The organism is Sphingomonas sp. DG1-23 (genome assembly GCF_030730875.1).
GTDB lineage: Bacteria > Pseudomonadota > Alphaproteobacteria > Sphingomonadales > Sphingomonadaceae > Sphingomonas.
In genome coordinates this window covers 88,714-107,843 of record NZ_JAVAMA010000012.1, presented here as the reverse complement: position 1 = coordinate 107,843, position 19,130 = coordinate 88,714, and the positions used below count along the sequence as shown (strand labels likewise).

The window sequence follows — 19,130 nt, the reverse complement described above, 5'->3', positions numbered from 1 at the left end:
AGAGCCGCCTGCGAATTGGTTCCGCTATCGGTTGAGAAAAAAATCTACCGCGGCGCAGCGCGCGTCAGCACGATGGTATCGCCCTGCTGCTCGAACTCCGCATCGAATACGCGCGCGACGGCGCGGCTGAACCCGACAGGATCGCTGGCGGCGAACAATCCGGTCACCGGCTCACGCGCCAGCGCGGGATCGCCGATCTGGATGCGGATGTCGCTGTAGCGCGCAAACGCATCCGCCGCCTGCTTCAGCGTTTCGCCCTCGAACGCCAGCTTGCCCTCGCGCCACGAAAGCTCGCGGGCTACCACCTCGGGCGCGATCGGTTGCGGGCGCTCCGCAGCGCGATCGGACAGCAGCAGGCGCATATTGGCAGTGATCGGATAGGCGCCGTCCAGATCGATCCGTCCACGGTCGACCAGCACGTCGACTGGGCTGGCGGCCAGCTTGCGGATGCGGAATCCCGCCTGCGCGGTGCGCATGCGGCGGCCGTTCACTTCGACGATGAAGGGACGCTTCCCATCCCGCGCGACCGAAAAATAGGCTTCGCCTTCGAGCAAGGTGACGAAACGCGCCTCCGCATTGCTGCGGATCCGGATACTGCTCCGGGTGTTCAGCAGCACGGTCGAGCCATCCTCGAGCGGCACCAGACGGATCTCGCCCCGCGCAGTGCGGATCACCGCGCCGGCTGCGGGAATCGCGATGCCCAAGGCCGCCAGCGCGGCGGCGGTCAGCGCCCCGCCTGTCCAGATCAACGCCTTGCGGCGGGAAGCGCCCCTCGGCAGCGGAGGCTTCGGCCCCTCGAACGCCGCCGGATCGAAGTTCGGCCCCAGTGCCTGCGCGGACTCGCTCCGCATCGAAAGCGCCTGCGCGCGCAGCAGCGCGCCTTTGCTGCGCGGATCCCCGTTCAGCCAGGCGTGATATGCGTGTTGCTGCTCCGGTGTCAGCGGCCCACGATCCAGTCGCGCCGTCCAGTCGGACGCCGCCTGATCAATGTCGCGACTGGTTTCTCGCTCGGCCATCTATCGAGGCAATCTCCGAATCCAAATGCCTAGAGGTTTGAGACGGCGTCTTTCCGCCACGGCCAAACCAATCAATCAAGAATCGGATGCCTCGTGAAATATGCGTTTCGACCGTATTCTCCGATATCCCCATCTGCGCTGCGATTTCGCGTTGTGGCAAGCCTTCGACCCGGCGAAGGATGAAGGCCTCGCGGGTCTTGAGCGGCATTGCCGCGATCGCGTGGGCAAGCTGACGCAATTCGTCGCGGTCGATCGCGACCTGCTCGGGAGACGCTGCGTCATCGGGCGGATCGAACCGCTCGAGGTCGTCGACTGCATGGATCGGGACGATGCGCGTGCGGCGAACATGGCGGGTGATCACCGAACGCGCGACCTGGAACAGATAGGCGCGCGGATAATGGATGGTGTCGACGCTCGTCAGCTCGGCGAAGATCGAATACGCCTCCTGGATGATGTCGTCGGCATCGAGGCCCGGGAGCGCGCGTCGCGACAGCCAGCCGCGCAATGCGGGCTCGTGCGGCAGGATGTTGCGCAGCAACCAGCGCGCTCTTTCCCTGTCGCTGCCGTCGATCCCTGATCCGTTCACCGGACATTGCCCCGTTTCGATTCGAGGCGTTGCCTAGGGTCCGAATGTGACAGGCAGGCTTCGGAAATGCTGCGGTTCAGCGCGGGCGCAGCCTCTCCTCCTGCGCCTCTTCCGTCACCGGAACGAAAGGTCTCCGCGCGTCGCCGGTCCAGCGCATCAGCGTGAGCTGGGCGCTTTGCCGGCCCTTGCCGCCCGAATTCACTGCGAAATAGAACAGCCCTTCACTCACCGGCTGCGATCCGACATCGGCTTTCTGGTTCCATCCGCGGATGCCCGTCGCCGGATCCTGTAGCCCGTCGTCGGCGAGGCCCAGCACCATGCCCTTTTCCCAGCCGCGGCCGCCGCGACCGGGCACACCGATCAGGTCGCGTCGCACCGGCCGCTCGCGCGCATCGACGGCGAACAGCAGATAGTTGGGAAAGGCCGGCTTCTTGCCTGGATACACGCCCAGCCACCAGCGCTGCAGCGTCGCGTCGTACGACAGGTTCTGCACGCCGTAATGGGTGTTGCCGGTGCGGACGAAATATTTGCCATGCGCCTTCGCGGGGCCCGAACGATGGGGTGCCGCTTCGGTGAGCGGACGAGCATAGCGCGCCCAATCGCGGATATCGTACTGGAGCAGCACCTGGTGGTCGTTGTCGGCGCGCGCGACATTGCCGTAGATCCCATAGGCGACGGTCAGATAGCGTCGCCCGTCGGTCCGCCCGAACGCCGGGCCGAAGGCGACGCCGTCGATGCCCGAGCAGGCGTATCGGTGATCGGGCGAGGCGGCGACGTCGCCCCGATATTTGCCGTCGTCGCCGTCGAACCGGCCGTCGCCGTTCACGTCGGCGGAATAGTCGTCGACGACTTCGGGCAGATAGACGGTGCGGAAGATCTCGCTCCCGCTCGCGACGCCGACGCGATCGAGCCGCGCCACGTCGATCACTGCGACGTAGAACGCCTTGTCTTCCTTATATTCGAGCGAGCCGTAGACCTTGCCGTCGGCTGGATTGAAGTCGAGATCGCCGAGATGCCCGGTCCAGCCGACAAGGGTGCCGATCAGCTTGCCGCTGAAATCATATTTCGCGAGCAGGTTGGTGAACGAATAATAGATGTAGCCGCCCTTGCGGTCGACGGCCACGCCCTGGACATGCCCCGAACGCCAGGTGCCGCCATTTTGGACAAGCGGAAGATCGCTGCGCGGCGGCGGCGAGGCCTGGCCCGCGACGAGGGCAAGGGCGAGCAACGAGAGCATCTTCATCCGGGCGGACTGGCGCGCGATGATTGCATCTCGAAGACAATGGGGTCTCAGCTGTCCGAGCGGCGCGCGTCCTTCGCTTCTGCCGGGCAACGGATAATCGGTGCGTGCTCGGTCCTGCCGGCCACACTGACGCGCTGGACCTTGCAGCCGCGTGCCAGCGCAGCGGAAACGTCGTAGGAACGATACTGGATCTCGGCCGGCGCGGGCTGGGCGGAGATCACTACGGCGAGCAACGTCACGAACATGGCAAATCCTTTCGCATGTGCCCGCTCGCTACGCCGCGCGCGTTGCTGCCCGCTGCCGTTTCCGTAACGAAATGTTGCTGGGGCATTTTTTGTGCGCTGCGGCGCGTCCGCCGCGTTGACCGTTCTGCGGAGGGTTCCTAGGTCCGTCCGCGATGTTACAGTATACGGCGATGACGACCACCTCCGCCCCGATCATTGTCCTGGTGGAAGACGATCCGCCGTTGCGGACGCTGACTGCCCGGGCGCTTCAGGAAAACGGCTTCGTCGTGCGGCCCGCCGCGACCGGCGCGGAAATGTGGCTCGCGCTGGAGCATGGCGAGCCGGACCTTATCATCCTCGACATCATGCTCCCCGGCACCAACGGCATCGATCTGTGCCGGATGATCCGCGAGAAGAGCCAGGTGCCGATCATCTTCATCTCGGCGCGCGGCAGCGAGACCGATCGGGTGGTCGGGCTCGAGCTCGGCGCCGACGATTATCTGACCAAGCCGTTCGGCACGCGCGAGCTGATCGCCCGGATCCGCGCGGTGCTCCGCCGCGAGGGCGGCAAGCAGGAAGGCAAGCAGCGCAGCCTCGGGCTGCTGCGTTTCGACGGCTGGACGCTCAATCTGCCGCGCCGCGAACTGCTCTCCCCCAGCGGCGCCGTGGTCGACCTCACCGGCGCGGAATTTGATCTGCTGGTCAGCCTGTGCGAGCATACCGGCCGGGTGATCGCGCGCGAGCGGCTGATCGAGCTCTCGCGCACCCGCCTCGGCGACAGTTCGGACCGCAGTGTCGACGTGCTCGTCAGCCGACTGCGGCGCAAGCTCTCCTCGACCGGAAACAAGGCACCGATCGTCACGGTGCGCGGCGTCGGCTATATGTTCAATGCGCCCGTGACGCGCGAGTGATGCGAATGGTGCGGGCCCCGCTCGGCCTGATCGGGCAGATCTTCGCGATCCTGCTGCTGGCGATCCTGATCGAGTTCGGTGCGAGCACCTTCTTCTACGAGCGGGCGAGCCAGCTCTCTGTGCGCGACGACGAGGCGCGTCGCCTCGCCGAGCATCTGGTCATCGCCCGCAAGCTGCTCGCCGAGCATCCCCCGGCCGAGCGCCCTGCGCTGGCCACCGACCTCACCACTTCCCGATACAAGATCGTGTGGAACCACGATCTGCCTCCGGCGATGCGCGTGACCCCTTCGCTCGACCGGATCCATCGCCAGGTGATCACCTGGGAGCCGAGCCTCAATTCGGCCAATATGAGCCTGCGGCTGGTGGGATCGCCGCGCAACGCGGTGATCGTCGGGAGCACCACGTTGCCCGACGGCAGCTGGATGAAGTTCGCGACGCGCGAGCCGGTCCACGACCTCAGCTTCTCGCCCGAGCGCATCTTGCTGGCGCTGGCGCCGGCGGTGGCGATCATCCTGATCGGCGGCGTTCTGGTCCGCCAGACCCTGTTGCCGTTGCGGCGTCTCGCGCTCGCGACCGAGCGGGTCGGCGCGGGCACGACGCAGGAAGTCGCCGAAGGCGGGCCGCGCGAGGTGCGGCGGGTGATCCACGCGTTCAACCGGATGCAGGCGCGCATCCATCGCCTGCTCGTCGATCGGACCCAGGCGCTGGCCGCGGTCGGCCACGACCTGCGCACCCCGCTGGCGCGGTTGCGGCTGCGCGCCGATGCGATTCACGACGCGGATCTGCGCGAGGAAATCGAGACCGACATCGTCGAGATGCAGACGATGATCGATTCGCTGCTCACCTATCTCGCCGGCGAGACCAATGGCGAGGCCCGGCAAGCGGTGGATCTCGCCGTGATCTGCACCACCATCGCCGATGGCGCGCGCGACCAGGGGCATCATGTCGACTATGCCGGCCCCGATCATCTCGAGCGCCAGCTTTATCCGGTCGCAATGAAACGCGCGTTGACCAATCTCGTCGAGAACGGGCTCCATTATGGCGAGAATGTCCGCATCACGCTCGAAGCGCGGCCCGACTGCGCGGTCATCCGGGTGGAAGACGATGGACCCGGCATCCCCGAGGAAAGCATCGCTCAGGCGCTCCAGCCCTTCGTCCGGCTCGACACCGCCCGGGCGCGCGACACGGTCGGCTTCGGACTGGGACTGTCGATCGTCAGCCGCGCGGTCGAAGCCGAGGGCGGAACGCTCACGCTGTCCAACCGCGTCGAAGGCGGATTGCGCGCGGAAATTCGCCTCCCCGCGGTCTGAGCACGTCTCCGCGCTGCAGCAATAATTCCTTACAGAAGCGCTGCGCCGCAGCAAAGTCGCGTCCGTAAGTCTCCACTGCCCGCTTCCCCCCGCGGGCCAGTCACGGAGCAAGACACGGTGAATGAGCTGATCGGACGGGTCTATGGCTTCGCGAAACAAGTGTTTCCGGACCAGAGCGACCTCTATTCCAAACTCGCGACGCACGGGCAGAATCCCAAGGCACTGATGATCTCCTGCGCCGATTCGCGCGTCGTGCCCGAACACATCATGCAGGCGGCGCCGGGCGATCTGTTCGTCTGCCGCAACGCGGGCAACATCGTACCGCCTTATGCGATGCAGAATGGCGGCGTCACCTCGACCGTCGAATATGCCGTGATGGTGCTCGGCATCCGCGACATCATCGTCTGCGGCCATTCGGACTGCGGCGCGATGAAGGCGGTCGCCAATCCCGCCGGCCTCGAGAAGATGCCCAACGTCGCCGCGTGGCTCAAGCATAGCTGCGCCGCCGAGCAAGTGGTCAATGAAGGCTATCCCGAGATGGAAAGCGCCGATCGCGTCCGCGCGATCAGTCTCGAGAACGTCGTCGCCCAGCTCAACCATCTGCGCACCCATCCCTCGGTCGCCGCCGGCATCGCCCGCGGCGAGATCGCGCTGCACGGCTGGTTCTTCGACATCGGCGCCGGCCAGGTGCTCGCGCTCGACGGCCGCACCGGCCGTTTCCTGCCGTTGACCGAAGGCGAAGAGCTGCCCGTGGCACTGCCCGCGACCCAGCGCCTCGCCGGCGAAGTCCTGCTGGAGGCAGCGGAATGAGCAGCGCCACTGCCGCCGCCGGCGGCACCGGTACGGCCGATGCCGGCCGGACGAACGGCTGGATCATGCGTGACATCACTGCGTCGGTCGTCGTGTTCCTCGTCGCGATGCCCCTGTGCATGGGCATCGCGATCGCCTCCGGGGTCCCGCCCGAGAAAGGCCTGATCACCGGCATCATCGGCGGCCTCGTCGTCGGCGCGCTGGCGGGATCGCCGCTTCAGGTCAGCGGCCCCGCCGCGGGCCTCGCGGTGATCGTCTTCGAACTGGTTCGCGATCAGGGCCTGTCGGCGCTCGGCCCGATCCTGATGCTCGCCGGCCTGATTCAGGTCGTCGCAGGGATCTTCCGCCTCGGCGGCTGGTTCCGCGCGATCTCGCCCGCGGTCGTGCACGGCATGCTCGCCGGCATCGGCGTGCTGATCGTGATCGGCCAGTATCACGTGCTGTTCGACGCCAAACCGCTGTCAAGCGGGATCGAGAATCTGATGGCGATGCCGGGCCGCCTGCTCGGCCTGTCGCCCGATCTTCGCGCCGCCGAGCTCGCCTTGATCCTCGGCCTCACCACCATCGCGGTGATGCTGGGCTGGGAGAAACTGCGCCCCGCCTCGCTCAAGCTGGTGCCCGGTGCCCTGCTTGGCGTGGTCGCGGCCACGGCGGTCGCGTGGTTGCTCGGCCTCGACGTCACCCGCGTCGCGGTCCCCGAGAACATCGCAGCCGCGGTCACGCTGCCCCAGAATGGCTTCCTCAGCCAGTTCCTCAATCCCTCGGTGCTTACCGCGGCATTGGCGATCGCTTTCATCGCAAGCGCCGAGACCCTGCTCTCGGCGGCGGCGGTGGACCGCATGCACGACGGGGCCCGCACCGATTACAACAAGGAACTGCGCGCACAGGGCGTCGGCAATCTGCTCTGCGGCGCGGCGGGTGCGCTGCCGATGACCGGCGTGATCGTGCGCAGCTCGGCCAATGTCCAGGCCGGCGCCACCTCGCGCCTGTCGACGATCCTTCACGGCGTGTGGATCCTCGGCTTCGTCGCATTGCTACCGTGGCTGCTGCGCGAGATCCCTATGGCGGCGCTCGGCGCAGTACTCGTCGTCACCGGCGCGCGGCTGGTCAATTTCAGCCATGCGAAGCATCTGTTCAAGGACTACGGCGTCCTCCCGGTGCTGATCTGGGCGGTTACGCTTACCTTGGTGGTGGCGGAGGATTTGCTCACCGGCGTGCTGGTCGGCATCGCGCTGTCGCTGCTCGAACTGCTGCCCCACGTCCGCCGGCTCAAGCTCAAGGTCAACGAGCAGGACGACGACGCGGGCCGCACCATCTCCCTTGTCGGCGCGGCGACCTTCGTGACCTTGCCCAAGCTGTCGGCGAAGCTCGACGCCGTCCCCGGCGGCGCGCCGGTCCGGCTCGACCTGACCCGCTGCTCGGCGGTCGACCATACCTGCGCCGAATTGCTCCGCGACTGGTGCTCGCGCCGACGCGCGAGCGGCTCGGAAGTGGCGCTCGACGGCGCCAGCGGACGACTGGCGGCATTGGCCGCCTGATCCAGGCGGGAGTGCGCCACACGCGCACTCCCGCTTGAATTACAACGGGATTGGAGCCATGGCGGCGACCCGGCCAGACGCGCCGGCAGCCCTGGACCCCGTCATTCGTCAGATCGCCGCCCTTCCCTATCGCACCGAAGACCCGGCAGCCGATGCCGCGGTCCGCATCCTTTTGGTCACCTCGCGCGGCACAGGCCGCTGGGTGATCCCCAAGGGCAATGCGATGTCCGGGACCGCGCCGCACGTGGCCGCCGCGCAGGAAGCCGAGGAAGAGGCCGGCGTGCTCGGCCCGGTATGTCCCACCCCCCTCGGCTCCTATCGCTACCGTAAACGTCGCGGCAGCGGGGCATCGCTGATGATGGATGTAGACGTCTTTCCGCTCGCGGTGACTCGCGAGCTTCCCCGCTGGAAGGAACAGCAGGAGCGCGAGCGCCGCTGGTTCACGCTGGCCGAGGCGGCCGATGCCGTCGAGGAGCCCGACCTGCGCGATCTCATCCGTTCGTTCGGCGCGTCCGAGTTCAAAGCTGCAACCCAGCGGATCGGCGTGTTGGGCGCCGTCGCTGAAAAATCGAGGTTAGGTCCGATGTTCGCCTGGTTTCAGCGGCTGCTGCCCCGCACTGGCAATTTCTTCGAGCTGTTCGAGGCGCATTCCACGACGGTCGTGGCCGGAGCCGACGCGCTCGCGCGTCTCCTCCAGGGCGGGCCGGCGGGCACCGAGCATATCCGCGAAGTGATCGAACGCGAGCACGACGCCGACAACATCACCCGCGAAGTGCTCCAGACCGTCCGGAAAACCTTCCTGACGCCCTTCGATCGCGGCGCGATCACCAGCCTGATCAACGCACTCGACGATTCGATCGACGAGATGCAGGCAACGGTCAACGCGATCGCGCTGTACGAGGTCGACAGCTTCCAGTCCGAGATGAAGGACATGGCGGGGATCATCGTCGATGCCGCGCGGATCACCGCCGAGGCGATGCCGTTGCTCCGCAACGTGGCGCAGAATGCCGGCCGCCTGCACGAGCTGACCGAGCGGCTCGTCCGCATGGAAGGCCATGCCGACGACATCCATGCCGCCGGCCTCAAGCGCTCGCTCAAGGAGCATGGCGCGAGCGACACGCTGAAATTCGTCGTCGAGCGCGAGCTCTACAAGCATCTCGAGCGGATCGTCGACGCGTTCGAGGATGTCGCGAACGAGATCGACGGCATCGTCATCGATCACGCCTGAACGCCCGGGACATGCACGAACTTGCTCTGCCCCTGCTGATCGGCCTGATCGCCGTCGCGCTGGCGTTCGATTTCCTCAATGGTCTGCACGACGCCGCCAATTCGATCGCCACCGTAGTCGCCACCCGGCTGCTGTCGCCGGTGCAGGCCGTGGTGTTCGCCGCGGTGTTCAACTTCGCCGCCTATTTCCTCACCATCGCGGTGCCCTCGCTTCACGCCGTCGCCGAGACGATCGGCAAAGGGCTGGTCGACAAGGACGTCGTCACCCCAGCGGTGATCTTCGGCGCACTCGGCGGGGCGATGTTCTGGAACGTGCTGACCTGGATGAAGGGCATTCCCTCGTCGAGCAGCCACGCTTTGGTCGGCGGATTGATCGGCGCCGGCGTCGCGCATGCCGGACTGACCGGCATCCACTGGGGCGGGCTCAACAAGACCCTGCTCGCGATCGTGCTGTCGCCGACGCTCGGCATGCTGCTCGCGATGCTGGTGATGCTGGTCAGCTCCTGGCTGCTGATGCGCGCCACTGCGCGCGGCGCCGAGCGCAGTTTCCGGGTCCTGCACCTGATCTCTTCCGCAGCCTATTCGCTCAGCCACGGCCTCAACGACGCGCAGAAGACGATGGGCATCATCACCGTGCTGCTCTATTCGACCGGCCACCTGACCGGCGAGTTCCACGTGCCGCATTGGGTGGCGATCAGTTGCTATGTCGCGATCGCATTGGGCACGATGACCGGCGGCTGGAAGATCATCGAGACGATGGGCTCGCGGATCACCAAGCTGTCGCAGCATCAGGGGTTCAGCGCGTCGCTGGCGGGATCGATGGTGCTGTTCACTGCGTCCGCGCTCGGCATCCCGGTCTCAACCACCCACACCATCACCGGCGCAATCATCGGCGCCGGAACCGCGCGCCGCGCTTCGGCGGTGCGCTGGGGCGTCGCGCAGAATGTAGTGATGGCGTGGGTGATCACGATCCCCGCCTCGGCGCTGGTCGGCGCCGCTTTTTACGGACTGACGCGATTGTTCTGACGCGCGACGGCGTTCTTTCTAATTGTCACCCCGGACCTGTTCCGGGGTCCACCAGGCAGCTGGGTAATGCCATCGAAAGTCTTGGCAGGCGCGTTCGGCATAGTGGACCCCGGAACAGGTCCGGATGACGAGAAGAGCGCGGCAGCGGCTCAGACCTCTGGGGGCCGGTCCCCCTACCCCTTCCGCCCCGCCCTGCACTGGCTCGGCGTCTCGCCGAAACGCGCGCGGAACAGCCGGCTGAGATGCGCCGCATCACTGAAACCGAGCCGCTCGGCGATCGCGCCGATACGCTCCTCATTCTCCGCGTCGAGCAGCGCGATGCGCGCGGCGTTGAGCCGGCAGTTGCGGATATAGGTCTGCACCCCGCCCTCCTTGTCGAACAGCCGGTGGAGCGTGCTGCGCGACACTTTGAGCCGTCGGCAGAGGCTGGCCACGCTGAGCGAGGGCGATTCCAGGTTGGCGTGAATCTCTTCGCGCGCACGCGCCGCCATGCCGAGCGCGAGTTCGGGTGTGCGCCGCTTGCTTCCCGCCGAAGCATGGACCGCGACCACCAGCAGATCGAGCAAGGTCCGCGCGAGCCGCGGCGCGTCCTCGGGGGCGATCAGGTGGAACGCTTCGCTGAGCTTGTGCAGATGGGTGTGGAACAACGCCGCCTCGTCACGACCGATGACGAGGCCGTGGAGTTCGGCCACCGGCCCCAGCTCCGCTTCGGCGAGCGGCCGCGGAATCGCCAGCTGGATCGATCGGGCGATCGACATGGTCATGGTGATCGGCTGGGCGATGTCGAACAACAGGATCTCGCCGGTGCGCGTCTCGAACTCGCGCGTCCCCGCGACGCCGTGCATCTCGCCCTCGAGGAGCAGTCCCACGCCGAGAATGTCGATCCCGTCGCTGGCGATCCGCTTGGGCGTTCGCTCGAGCAGCCTCGCGGTCCCGGTCGAATAGGACACGGCGATCCCGTCGAGATAGACATTCTGGGCCGAGGTCGAGAACGGCCCGATCGGCGTCGACTCGAACAACGCGGCGACGCTGGGCCAGCCGCGATCGGACCATGCTTCATGACGCTCGGCGGGTGCGATGCCCGAGGTCGAGTAACGGACGGGCTCGATGCCCCGCCTGTCCCCCATATTATGCTCCGAATCTTTTAAGAATGCAGCAGGACGCATGCGATTCCGGTTAGTTAGCCGGCGGTTCTACATTAAATTGTGATTCAGGAAAGCGGTCTGGGACACCCGTTCCATGTTTTTGGAGCAGCGAACCGAACTTGCCTGACCATGCAGCTTTTCGTATCGTACGTGAAAAGATATTTCACGAATGAAAAGGCGAGGATATGGGGCTCACCCGCAGGCAGGCACTGGGCAGTTTTGCGGGCGCTGCGGCGGCCGGTATCGCACCACCGCTCGGTGCTCAAGTGGCGCCGAACTGGTCGAGCGTCGTCGAGGCCTTCCGCGTTCCCGACTGGTTCCGCGACGCCAAGTTCGGGATCTGGGCGCATTGGAGCGCGCAATGCGTCCCCGAATTCGGCGACTGGTATGGCCGAAAGATGTATGTCGAGGGCGACCCGTTCTACGACCATCATATCAAGCATTACGGCCACCCAGCCGATCGCGGATTCCTTGAGATCGAGAATGCGTGGAAGGCGGAGAATTGGGACCCCGAAGGCCTGATCGCGCGCTACAAGGCGGCGGGCGCGCGCTATTTCATGGCGCTCGCCAACCATCACGACAATCTCGACGCGTTCGACAGCAAATATCATGCATGGAACACGCTGCGCGTCGGCCCGAAGCGCGACATCGTCGGCACCTGGGAGAAGGTCGCGCGCAGGCACGGCATGCGTTTCGCGGTCAGCAATCACAGCGCGCACGCCTGGCATTGGTGGCAGACCGCTTACGGCTATGACGCCGAGGGCCCGCGCGCCGGCGAGCGGTACGACGCGTTCAGGCTGACCAGGGCCGATGGCGTTGGCAAATGGTGGGAGGGGCTCGACCCGCAGGAACTCTATACCGGCCCGGCGATGGTCCCGCCCGACGGTATCCAGAGCGCGCAGGCGATGCGCGACTGGCACGAAGTGCACAGCCGCCGCTGGATGGAGTTCGCCCCGCCCGAAAATCCGCACCATGTCGCCAAATGGCTGCTTCGCCAGCAGGATCTGGTCGAGAGATACCGGCCCGACATGGTCTATTTCGACGATTACGCCCTTCCCTTCGGCACTGTCGGGCTCGAGGCGCTCGCGCATTTTTATCGCCAGAGCATCGCGCGCGACGGCAAGGTAGAAGTCGTCGCCACCGCCAAGCAATTGACGGCCTATCAGCGCACGGCTTTGGTCGATGATGTCGAACGCGGCTTCAGCGATCGGCTGCGTGAGGAGCCGTGGCAGACCTGCACCTGCATCGGCGATTGGCATTACAATCGCGCCCGCTACGACCAGAAGAGCTACATGCCCGCGGTCAAGGTGATCCAGCGGCTGTGCGACGTGGTCTCGAAGAACGGCAATCTGTTGCTGTCGATCCCGATGCGCGGCGACGGCACGATCGACGGCGAGGAAGACAAGATCCTCGCCGGCATCACCCGCTGGATGCGGCGCAACGGCGACGCTGCGATCTTCGGCTCACGGCCGTGGCGTATCTATGGCGAGGGCCCGACCAAGGTCGGCGGCGGCATGTTCAACGAAGGCAAGGTCGAATTCACTTCCGGGGATGTGCGCTTCACCACCCGCAAGGGCGCGCTCTACGCCGCCTTGCTCGCCTGGCCCGAAGCGCCGGTGACGATCGTCGCGCTCGGCAAGACCGCCTTGCCCGATGCGGCGATCGAGCGCGTGCGCCTGGTCGGCGGCGGGCGGGTGAAATTCGAACGCAGCGACGCGGGGCTGACGGTGAGACTACCGCGCGGCGGCCCCGAGGATTTCGTCCCCATCCTCCGCATCGACGGCCGCGGGCTGGTCTAGATCACCACCTCAGTGCTCCTGCGAAAGCAGGAGCCCAGAGTCGCAAGCGATGCCCTTCATAGTCCTGGGTTCCTGCTTTCGCAGCAGCACAAGACCCTATTCGAACTCCAAAATCGCCACGTCCACCGCCAGACTCTCGCCCGGCGCGAAGTTCGCCGCCTTCACCACACCTGCCCGCTCGGCGCGCAGGATATTCTCCATCTTCATCGCCTCGACCACCGCGAGCGGCTGTCCCGCCTCGACCCTGTCGCCCGGCGCGACATGGAGCCGGGTGAGCAGCCCCGGCATCGGCGCGAGCAAGAACTTCGACAGATCGGGCGGCACCTTCTCGATCATGTGGTGGCGATATTGCGCGACATGCGGCGGCAGCACTTCGATCCGGTGTGCCGCGCCATGCGCGGTCAGCCGCCACGCCGCGCCCTTGCGCTCGACTCCGACGGTCAGCGGCGCGTCGTCGATGCGCACCGCGAACAGCGGCTCGCCGGGACGCCAATGCCCGATCAGTTCCATCGGCTCGCCGGCGCCGCGGACCAATTGCACGCCGCTCTGGTTCTCGACCGTCATTTCGAACCGCTCGCCGTCCACGGTGACGACGCGTTCGCCCTTCGGCGCAACCGGGCCGTTGAGCTGGCCGCTAATCTCTCCGGCGCGGCGCGTCCGCTCGAGATCGATCACCGCCGCCGCCGCCGCCAGCCTGCGCCGCAGCTCGGGCGAGGCTGGCGCGCCTTCGAACCCTTCGGGATATTCCTCGGCGATGAACCCGGTGGTCAGCGCGCCTTCGCGGAAGCGCGGATGCTGCATGATCGCCGAGAGGAAGTCGATATTGTGTCCGATCCCGTCGATCCGGAAGCGATCGAGCGCCGCGACCTGCCGGTCCGCCGCCGCCTCGCGGGTCGGCGCCCAGGTCACCAGTTTGGCGATCATCGGATCGTAGAACATCGAGATCTCGCTGCCCTCGGTCACGCCGTCGTCGACCCGCGTGACGCCGTCCTCGTCGCGCATCTCGACCGGCGGGCGATAGCGCACCAGCCGCCCGGTGCTCGGCAGGAAGCCGCGATACGGATCTTCGGCATAGACCCGGTTCTCGATCGCCCAGCCGCTCAGCCTGACGTCGTCCTGCGTGAAAGCGAGCTTTTCGCCCGCCGCCACCCGGATCATCTGCTCGACCAGATCGAGCCCAGTAATCTCCTCGGTCACCGGATGCTCGACCTGCAGCCGGGTATTCATCTCGAGGAAGTAGAAGCCCGCGCCGGTCGGGTCCGCGCCCGAGACGATCAGCTCGACCGTGCCCGCGCTGTAATAGCCCACCGCCCGCGCCAGCGCGACCGCCTGCTCGCCCATCGCCCTGCGCATCTCGGGGCTGACGAACGGCGACGGCGCCTCTTCGACCACTTTCTGGTGCCGCCGCTGGATCGAGCATTCGCGCTCACCCAGATAAACGATGTTGCCGCGCTGGTCGCCGAGTATCTGGATCTCGATATGGCGCGGCTGTTCGATGAACTTCTCGATGAACACGCGGTCGTCGCCGAAGCTCGCCAGCCCCTCGCGCCGCGTCGCCTCGAAGCCTTCGCGGACGTCCTGCTCGTTATAGGCCAGCCGCATCCCCTTGCCGCCGCCGCCGGCCGAGGCCTTCATCATCACCGGATAGCCGATCTCGCCGGCGATCCGCACCGCCTGTTCGGTATCCGCGATCTCGCCGACGAAACCGGGGACGACGTTCACCCCCGCCGCCCTGGCGAGCTTCTTCGATTCGATCTTGTCGCCCATCGCCGCGATCGCGTTCGGCGGCGGCCCGACGAACGCGATCCCCGCCTCGGCGCACGCCCGGGCGAAGCTCTCGCGCTCGGAGAGGAAACCATAGCCCGGATGGATGCAATCCGCCCCGGTCTCCTTCGCCGCGAGCAGGATCAGTTCGGCCTTGAGATAGGAGTCCGCGGCCGGCGCCGGCCCCAGCCGCACGCTTTCATCGGCCATCAGCACGTGCGGCGCCCGCGCGTCGGCGTCCGAATAGACCGCGACCGTCGCGATCCCCATCCTCTTCGCCGTGCGCATCACCCGGCAGGCGATCTCGCCGCGATTGGCGACCAGGATCTTCTTGAACATCAGCGCACCATCTTCCAGCGATCCTCGGTCCACAACACGTCGTACGCACCGTCTTCGCGGCGCTTGAGAAAATACACTCCGCGGTCGCGCGGGACCGCCGAGAGGAACCTGCACTCGTCATCGTCGGGCAGCGAATGCCACACTACGGGGTAGACGCGCCTACGTTCGCCCTTGAGCACGCGCCGCGGCATCACCGTGTCGCGCGACACGGCCAATTTGCCGACTACGACCACATCGGCATCGGCCTGATAGAGCCGCGGCGGATATATCGAGCAAGCCTGCGCAGGCGCGGCGAAGCCCAACGCCGCAGCGGCAAAGGCGGCAAGTCGGCCGCGCATCAATGCGTCTCCGCCAGCGCCGCGAGTTGCTTCGCCCGCGCCTCGGTAAGCTCGGCCCGGCAGGAGGCGACCAGCATCGGCTCGGCGCTGCCGCCGCGCATCCGATAGCCGTCGCTGTCGCAATGCGCGTCGCGATAGGCGAGCCACGCCCGCTGCGCCTTGAGCAACTGATCGGCATAGCCCGGCCGGCCGTCATTTTCCGGCGATCGATCATAGTCGCGCATCAGCGCCAAGGTCGTCTTCCACTGCTTGTTCATCGCAGTATCGGCAGCTTCGAAGCGGCGAACCTCACACCGGGTCATGTCCGATTGCGCGATCGGATTGTCGCAATTCAGGCCTTGCACGCCGACGAGGAGCAAGAGAGCCGTCGCGATCACTCCGCCGCCACCTGCATCACCGTGTCGCCCTGCAGCGGGGTCAGCCCTAATTTTGCGAACAGCGCGGCATCCGCATCGTCGCCGGCATTGCCGGTGGTGAGCAATTTGTCGCCGGTGAAGATTGAATTGGCGCCGGCCATGAAGCAGAGCGCCTGGGTCGAATCGCTCATGCTCTCGCGCCCCGCCGACAGCCGCACCATCGATTCCGGCATGGTGATCCGCGCCACCGCGACCGTGCGCACGAACTCGATCTCGTCGATCTTGGCCAGCGGCGTATCCGCGAGCATGTCGCCGAGCACGGTGCCCCTCACCGGCACCAAAGCATTGACCGGCACGCTCTCGGGATGCCGCGGCAGCGTCGCGAGCGCATGGATGAACCCCACCCGGTCGCCGCGCGTCTCGCCCATCCCGACGATCCCGCCGCAGCACACGTTGATCCCCGCCGTGCGGACATGCTCGAGCGTGTCGAGCCGATCCTCGAAGCTACGGGTGGTGATCACCTCGCCATAACGTTCGGGCGAAGTATCGATATTGTGGTTGTAATAATCGAGCCCGGCATCGGCGAGCATGTCGGCCTGCGCGGGCGTGAGCATGCCCAGCGTCATGCAGGTCTCCATCCCCATCTGGCGCACTCCCTTCACCATCTCGACGATGGCGGGCATGTCGCGGTCCTTGGGGTTGCGCCATGCCGCGCCCATGCAGAAGCGCGAGCTGCCATTGTCCTTGGCCTGCGCAGCGGCCTGGAGCACCGCGCGCACGTCCATCAATTTGGTCGCCTTGAGCCCGGTCTCGGCATGCACCGACTGGTTGCAATAGCCGCAATCCTCGGGGCAGCCGCCGGTCTTGATCGACAGCAGGGTCGACATCTGGACCTGATCGGGCGCGTGATGCTTACGGTGGACGGTCTGCGCGCGGAACACGAGTTCGCCGAACGGCAGGTCGAACAATGCGGCGATCTCGTCGCGGGTCCAGTCGGTACGGATCATTTGAGTATCGCCGATGCAAAGGTTTGAATGAACGAGCCGAGGCCGATCGCGAGGAAGAAGGTCGCCGAGATCAAGCCATAACGCACCTGCCGGGCGAGCTTCGCATAGACAATAGTCTTCACCTCGATCGTGACGAGCGCACCCGCCATCAGCAGGCTGATCACTCCTGCAACGCCGATCGCGGCCAATACTATGATCACCCGACGCGGATCGAACGTGGCGCCGGTGCCGTCCATGAAGGCGAACACGCCGCCGATCGAGACCAGCGAGATCCCGGTCAAATGCTTGAAATAATCATAAGCGCGGCCGAACGGCAGCTCGTCCTTCCGCTCGGATATGGTTTCGTCTTCGGTCATTCGGCTGCTTCCTCGATCGGCGGCAGATTGTGGCCGAGCAGCTTGAGCACTTCCGTGGCCGCGCTGACAAGGTTGGTGCCGGGGCCGAAGATCGCCTGCACACCGTGCGCGCGGAGGAATTCGTAATCCTGCGGCGGGATCACGCCGCCGGCGACGACCTTGATGTCGGGCCGCCCCGCTTCCTTGAGCGCAGTCACCAGCTCGGGGATCAGCGTCTTGTGTCCGGCGGCAAGGCTCGACGCGCCGACCACGTCGACCTGCCTCTCCAGCGCCAGCGCGCAGGTCTCGGCCGGGGTCTGGAACAGCGGTCCGGAGACCACGTCGAAGCCGAGATCGGCAAAGGCGCTGGCGACGACGTTGGCGCCGCGATCATGCCCGTCCTGCCCCATCTTGGCGACCAGCACCCGCGGCTTGCGGCCAACGCGGCGCTCGAACGCGGCGACGCCTTCGCCGGCGCGCAGCCAGCCCTTGTCCGCGGCATGCGCGGGGCCATAGACGCCCTTGATCGGAGTCACCCCCACGGCGTGGCGCCCGAACGCCACTTCCATCGCCGCCGACATCTCGCCCAGCGTACACCTCGCCCGCGCCGCCTCGACGCACAGCGCGAGCAAATTCTCGCTCCCCGCGGCCCCGCGGCGCAGATTGCCCAGCGCTTGCTCGGCCTTTGCCGCATCGCGATCGGCGCGGGTCTGCGCGATCCGCTTGATCTGGTCGGCGCGCACCCGCGTATTGTCGATCTCGAGAATGTCGATCGGCGCATCGTTGGGGTTGGGATATTTGTTCACCCCGACGACGACGTCCTCGCCGCGATCGACCCGTGCCTGCCGCGCCGCGGCGGCGCGCTCGATATGCTCCTTGGGCATGCCACTCTCGACCGCGTGGGTCATCCCGCCGAGCGCCTCGACTTCCTCGATCAGCGCCCAAGCCTTGTCGGCGAGTTCCTGCGTCAGTGCCTCGACATAATAGCTGCCGCCCAAGGGATCGACGACATGCGTCATCCCGGTCTCTTCCTGCAGGATCAGCTGGGTGTTCCGCGCAATCCGGGCGGAGAAGTCGGTCGGGAGTGCCACCGCTTCATCGAGGCTGTTGGTGTGGAGCGACTGAGTGCCGCCGAAGGTCGCCGCCATCGCCTCGATCGTGGTGCGGATGACGTTGTTGTACGGGTCCTGCTCGGTCAGCGACACGCCCGAGGTCTGGCAATGCGTGCGCAAGGTCTGCGAGCGCGGGCTGCCGCCGAACCCTTCGATGATCCGGCTCCACAGCATCCGCGCCGCGCGCAACTTCGCCACTTCCATGAAGAAGTTCATGCCGATGCCGAAGAAGAAGGACAGCCGCCCGGCGAACGCGTCGATGCTCAAGCCCCGCGCGATCGCGGCGCGGACATAGGCCATGCCGTCGGCAAGCGTGAAGGCGAGCTCCTGCACCGCCGTCGCCCCCGCCTCGTGCATGTGATAGCCCGAGATCGAGATCGAATTGAACCGCGGCATATGCTGCGCGGTATAGGCGATGATGTCCGCGACGATCCGCATCGAGGGTTCGGGCGGATAGATATAGGTGTTGCGGACCATGAACTCCTTGAGGATGTCGTTCTGGATGGTCCCGGTGAGCTGGTCCTGCCGCACCCCCTGCTCTTCGGCCGCGACGATGTAGAAAGCGAGGCACGGCAGCACCGCGCCGTTCATCGTCATGCTCACCGACATCTGATCGAGCGGGATGCCGTCGAACAGGATCTGCATGTCGGCGAGCGTATCGATCGCCACCCCGGCCTTGCCGACATCGCCGGTGACGCGCGGATGATCGCTGTCATAGCCGCGGTGCGTGGCGAGATCGAAGGCGATCGACAGTCCTTTCTGTCCCGCGGCGAGGTTGCGACGGTAGAAGGCGTTCGATTCCTCGGCGGTCGAGAAGCCGGCATATTGGCGGATCGTCCATGGCCGCCCGGCATACATCGTCGCCTTCACCCCGCGGGTGAACGGCGCAAAGCCCGGCAGCCCGGGATCGGGCGCGTCGGCGGCGGTGTAGAGCGGTTTGACCGCAATCCCCTCGGGCGTGTGCCAGGTGAGATCGGCGTCCTTCACTTCCTTCGCGGCAAGCTTCGCCCATGCATCGAGATCGCTCACTTCCGTGCTCCTGCG

18 protein-coding genes are annotated in these 19,130 nt (G+C 66.3%); 7 read left to right on the top strand and 11 right to left on the bottom strand.

From position 1 onward, the window contains the following. Positions 1-44: 44 nt before the first annotated feature. From Q9Q95_RS17890 to Q9Q95_RS17875, 4 genes are all read right to left on the bottom strand, one after another. A complete protein-coding gene (locus Q9Q95_RS17890) occupies positions 45-1,016 on the bottom strand; it encodes a FecR domain-containing protein (RefSeq protein WP_306098510.1) in 972 nt (323 codons plus the stop codon). Then, entirely contained in the window at positions 985-1,554 is a 570-nt protein-coding gene (locus tag Q9Q95_RS17885; RefSeq protein ID WP_306098509.1) for an RNA polymerase sigma factor, read from the bottom strand. The genes Q9Q95_RS17890 and Q9Q95_RS17885 overlap by 32 nt, the downstream gene beginning before the upstream one ends. Positions 1,555-1,678: 124 nt before the next feature. Continuing rightward, positions 1,679-2,845, bottom strand: coding sequence for a hypothetical protein (locus Q9Q95_RS17880; protein ID WP_306098508.1), 1,167 nt, complete (start codon positions 2,843-2,845; stop codon positions 1,679-1,681). A 47-nt stretch (positions 2,846-2,892) separates the two neighbouring features. Then, positions 2,893-3,090, bottom strand: coding sequence for a hypothetical protein (locus Q9Q95_RS17875; protein WP_306098507.1), 198 nt, complete (start codon positions 3,088-3,090; stop codon positions 2,893-2,895). Between the two features lie 170 nt (positions 3,091-3,260). Between Q9Q95_RS17875 and Q9Q95_RS17870 the strand changes: the two genes are divergently transcribed. The 6 genes from Q9Q95_RS17870 (at position 3,261) to Q9Q95_RS17845 (ending at position 9,891) form a co-directional block, all read left to right on the top strand. After that, positions 3,261-3,980, top strand: coding sequence for a response regulator transcription factor (locus Q9Q95_RS17870; protein WP_306098506.1), 720 nt, complete (start codon positions 3,261-3,263; stop codon positions 3,978-3,980). Between the two features lie 5 nt (positions 3,981-3,985). Further along, positions 3,986-5,290 (top strand): ATP-binding protein, encoded by a 1,305-nt coding sequence (locus Q9Q95_RS17865; protein ID WP_306098505.1) that lies wholly within the window; start codon positions 3,986-3,988, stop codon positions 5,288-5,290. 117 nt (positions 5,291-5,407) lie between these two features. After that, the gene (locus tag Q9Q95_RS17860; RefSeq protein ID WP_306098504.1) at positions 5,408-6,100 is read left to right on the top strand and encodes a carbonic anhydrase; all 693 of its coding nucleotides are present in this window, start codon (positions 5,408-5,410) and stop codon (positions 6,098-6,100) included. Positions 6,101-6,165: 65 nt separating this feature from the next. Further along, a complete protein-coding gene (locus Q9Q95_RS17855) occupies positions 6,166-7,638 on the top strand; it encodes a SulP family inorganic anion transporter (RefSeq protein WP_306098571.1) in 1,473 nt (490 codons plus the stop codon). A gap of 58 nt (positions 7,639-7,696) precedes the next feature. After that, positions 7,697-8,866, top strand: a complete 1,170-nt coding sequence (locus Q9Q95_RS17850; RefSeq protein ID WP_306098503.1) for a DUF47 family protein — start codon at positions 7,697-7,699, stop codon at positions 8,864-8,866. 11 nt (positions 8,867-8,877) lie between these two features. After that, a complete protein-coding gene (locus Q9Q95_RS17845; RefSeq protein WP_306098502.1) occupies positions 8,878-9,891 on the top strand; it encodes an inorganic phosphate transporter in 1,014 nt (337 codons plus the stop codon). Positions 9,892-10,064: 173 nt separating this feature from the next. Here the strand turns inward: Q9Q95_RS17845 and Q9Q95_RS17840 are convergent, their stop codons facing one another. Beyond that, complete coding sequence (locus Q9Q95_RS17840) at positions 10,065-11,018, bottom strand: helix-turn-helix domain-containing protein (protein ID WP_306098501.1); 954 nt, start codon at positions 11,016-11,018, stop codon at positions 10,065-10,067. A 203-nt stretch (positions 11,019-11,221) separates the two neighbouring features. On the opposite strand from Q9Q95_RS17840, the gene Q9Q95_RS17835 reads away from it, so the two are divergent. Next, entirely contained in the window at positions 11,222-12,835 is a 1,614-nt protein-coding gene (locus Q9Q95_RS17835) for an alpha-L-fucosidase (protein ID WP_306098500.1), read from the top strand. A 96-nt stretch (positions 12,836-12,931) separates the two neighbouring features. Here Q9Q95_RS17835 and Q9Q95_RS17830 read toward each other — a convergent pair whose 3' ends face one another. The 6 genes from Q9Q95_RS17830 to scpA are packed head-to-tail and all read right to left on the bottom strand — an operon-like array spanning position 12,932 to position 19,115. Then, positions 12,932-14,938, bottom strand: coding sequence for an acetyl/propionyl/methylcrotonyl-CoA carboxylase subunit alpha (locus tag Q9Q95_RS17830; RefSeq protein WP_306098499.1), 2,007 nt, complete (start codon positions 14,936-14,938; stop codon positions 12,932-12,934). Continuing rightward, positions 14,938-15,276 (bottom strand): hypothetical protein, encoded by a 339-nt coding sequence (locus Q9Q95_RS17825; protein ID WP_306098498.1) that lies wholly within the window; start codon positions 15,274-15,276, stop codon positions 14,938-14,940. The genes Q9Q95_RS17830 and Q9Q95_RS17825 overlap by 1 nt, the downstream gene beginning before the upstream one ends. After that, positions 15,276-15,653 (bottom strand): lysozyme inhibitor LprI family protein, encoded by a 378-nt coding sequence (locus Q9Q95_RS17820; RefSeq protein ID WP_306098497.1) that lies wholly within the window; start codon positions 15,651-15,653, stop codon positions 15,276-15,278. The genes Q9Q95_RS17825 and Q9Q95_RS17820 overlap by 1 nt, the downstream gene beginning before the upstream one ends. Then, positions 15,650-16,639 (bottom strand): biotin synthase BioB, encoded by a 990-nt coding sequence (gene bioB, locus Q9Q95_RS17815; RefSeq protein WP_306098496.1) that lies wholly within the window; start codon positions 16,637-16,639, stop codon positions 15,650-15,652. The genes Q9Q95_RS17820 and bioB overlap by 4 nt, the downstream gene beginning before the upstream one ends. After that, a complete protein-coding gene (locus tag Q9Q95_RS17810) occupies positions 16,636-16,995 on the bottom strand; it encodes a hypothetical protein (protein ID WP_306098495.1) in 360 nt (119 codons plus the stop codon). Before Q9Q95_RS17810 ends, bioB begins: the two co-directional genes overlap by 4 nt. Continuing rightward, complete coding sequence (scpA, locus tag Q9Q95_RS17805) at positions 16,992-19,115, bottom strand: methylmalonyl-CoA mutase (protein WP_306098494.1); 2,124 nt, start codon at positions 19,113-19,115, stop codon at positions 16,992-16,994. Before scpA ends, Q9Q95_RS17810 begins: the two co-directional genes overlap by 4 nt. Positions 19,116-19,130 lie beyond the last annotated feature (15 nt).

Coding starts and splice junctions, on each gene's coding strand:
- Q9Q95_RS17890 (WP_306098510.1), bottom strand. CDS start 1,016: ATGGCCGAGCGAGAAACCAGTCGCGACATTGATCAGGCGGCGTCCGAC.
- Q9Q95_RS17880 (WP_306098508.1), bottom strand. CDS start 2,845: ATGAAGATGCTCTCGTTGCTCGCCCTTGCCCTCGTCGCGGGCCAGGCC.
- Q9Q95_RS17875 (WP_306098507.1), bottom strand. CDS start 3,090: ATGTTCGTGACGTTGCTCGCCGTAGTGATCTCCGCCCAGCCCGCGCCG.
- Q9Q95_RS17870 (WP_306098506.1), top strand. CDS start 3,261: ATGACGACCACCTCCGCCCCGATCATTGTCCTGGTGGAAGACGATCCG.
- Q9Q95_RS17865 (WP_306098505.1), top strand. CDS start 3,986: ATGGTGCGGGCCCCGCTCGGCCTGATCGGGCAGATCTTCGCGATCCTG.
- Q9Q95_RS17855 (WP_306098571.1), top strand. CDS start 6,166: ATGCGTGACATCACTGCGTCGGTCGTCGTGTTCCTCGTCGCGATGCCC.
- Q9Q95_RS17850 (WP_306098503.1), top strand. CDS start 7,697: ATGGCGGCGACCCGGCCAGACGCGCCGGCAGCCCTGGACCCCGTCATT.
- Q9Q95_RS17845 (WP_306098502.1), top strand. CDS start 8,878: ATGCACGAACTTGCTCTGCCCCTGCTGATCGGCCTGATCGCCGTCGCG.
- Q9Q95_RS17840 (WP_306098501.1), bottom strand. CDS start 11,018: ATGGGGGACAGGCGGGGCATCGAGCCCGTCCGTTACTCGACCTCGGGC.
- Q9Q95_RS17835 (WP_306098500.1), top strand. CDS start 11,222: ATGGGGCTCACCCGCAGGCAGGCACTGGGCAGTTTTGCGGGCGCTGCG.
- Q9Q95_RS17830 (WP_306098499.1), bottom strand. CDS start 14,938: ATGTTCAAGAAGATCCTGGTCGCCAATCGCGGCGAGATCGCCTGCCGG.
- Q9Q95_RS17825 (WP_306098498.1), bottom strand. CDS start 15,276: ATGCGCGGCCGACTTGCCGCCTTTGCCGCTGCGGCGTTGGGCTTCGCC.
- bioB (WP_306098496.1), bottom strand. CDS start 16,639: ATGATCCGTACCGACTGGACCCGCGACGAGATCGCCGCATTGTTCGAC.
- Q9Q95_RS17810 (WP_306098495.1), bottom strand. CDS start 16,995: ATGACCGAAGACGAAACCATATCCGAGCGGAAGGACGAGCTGCCGTTC.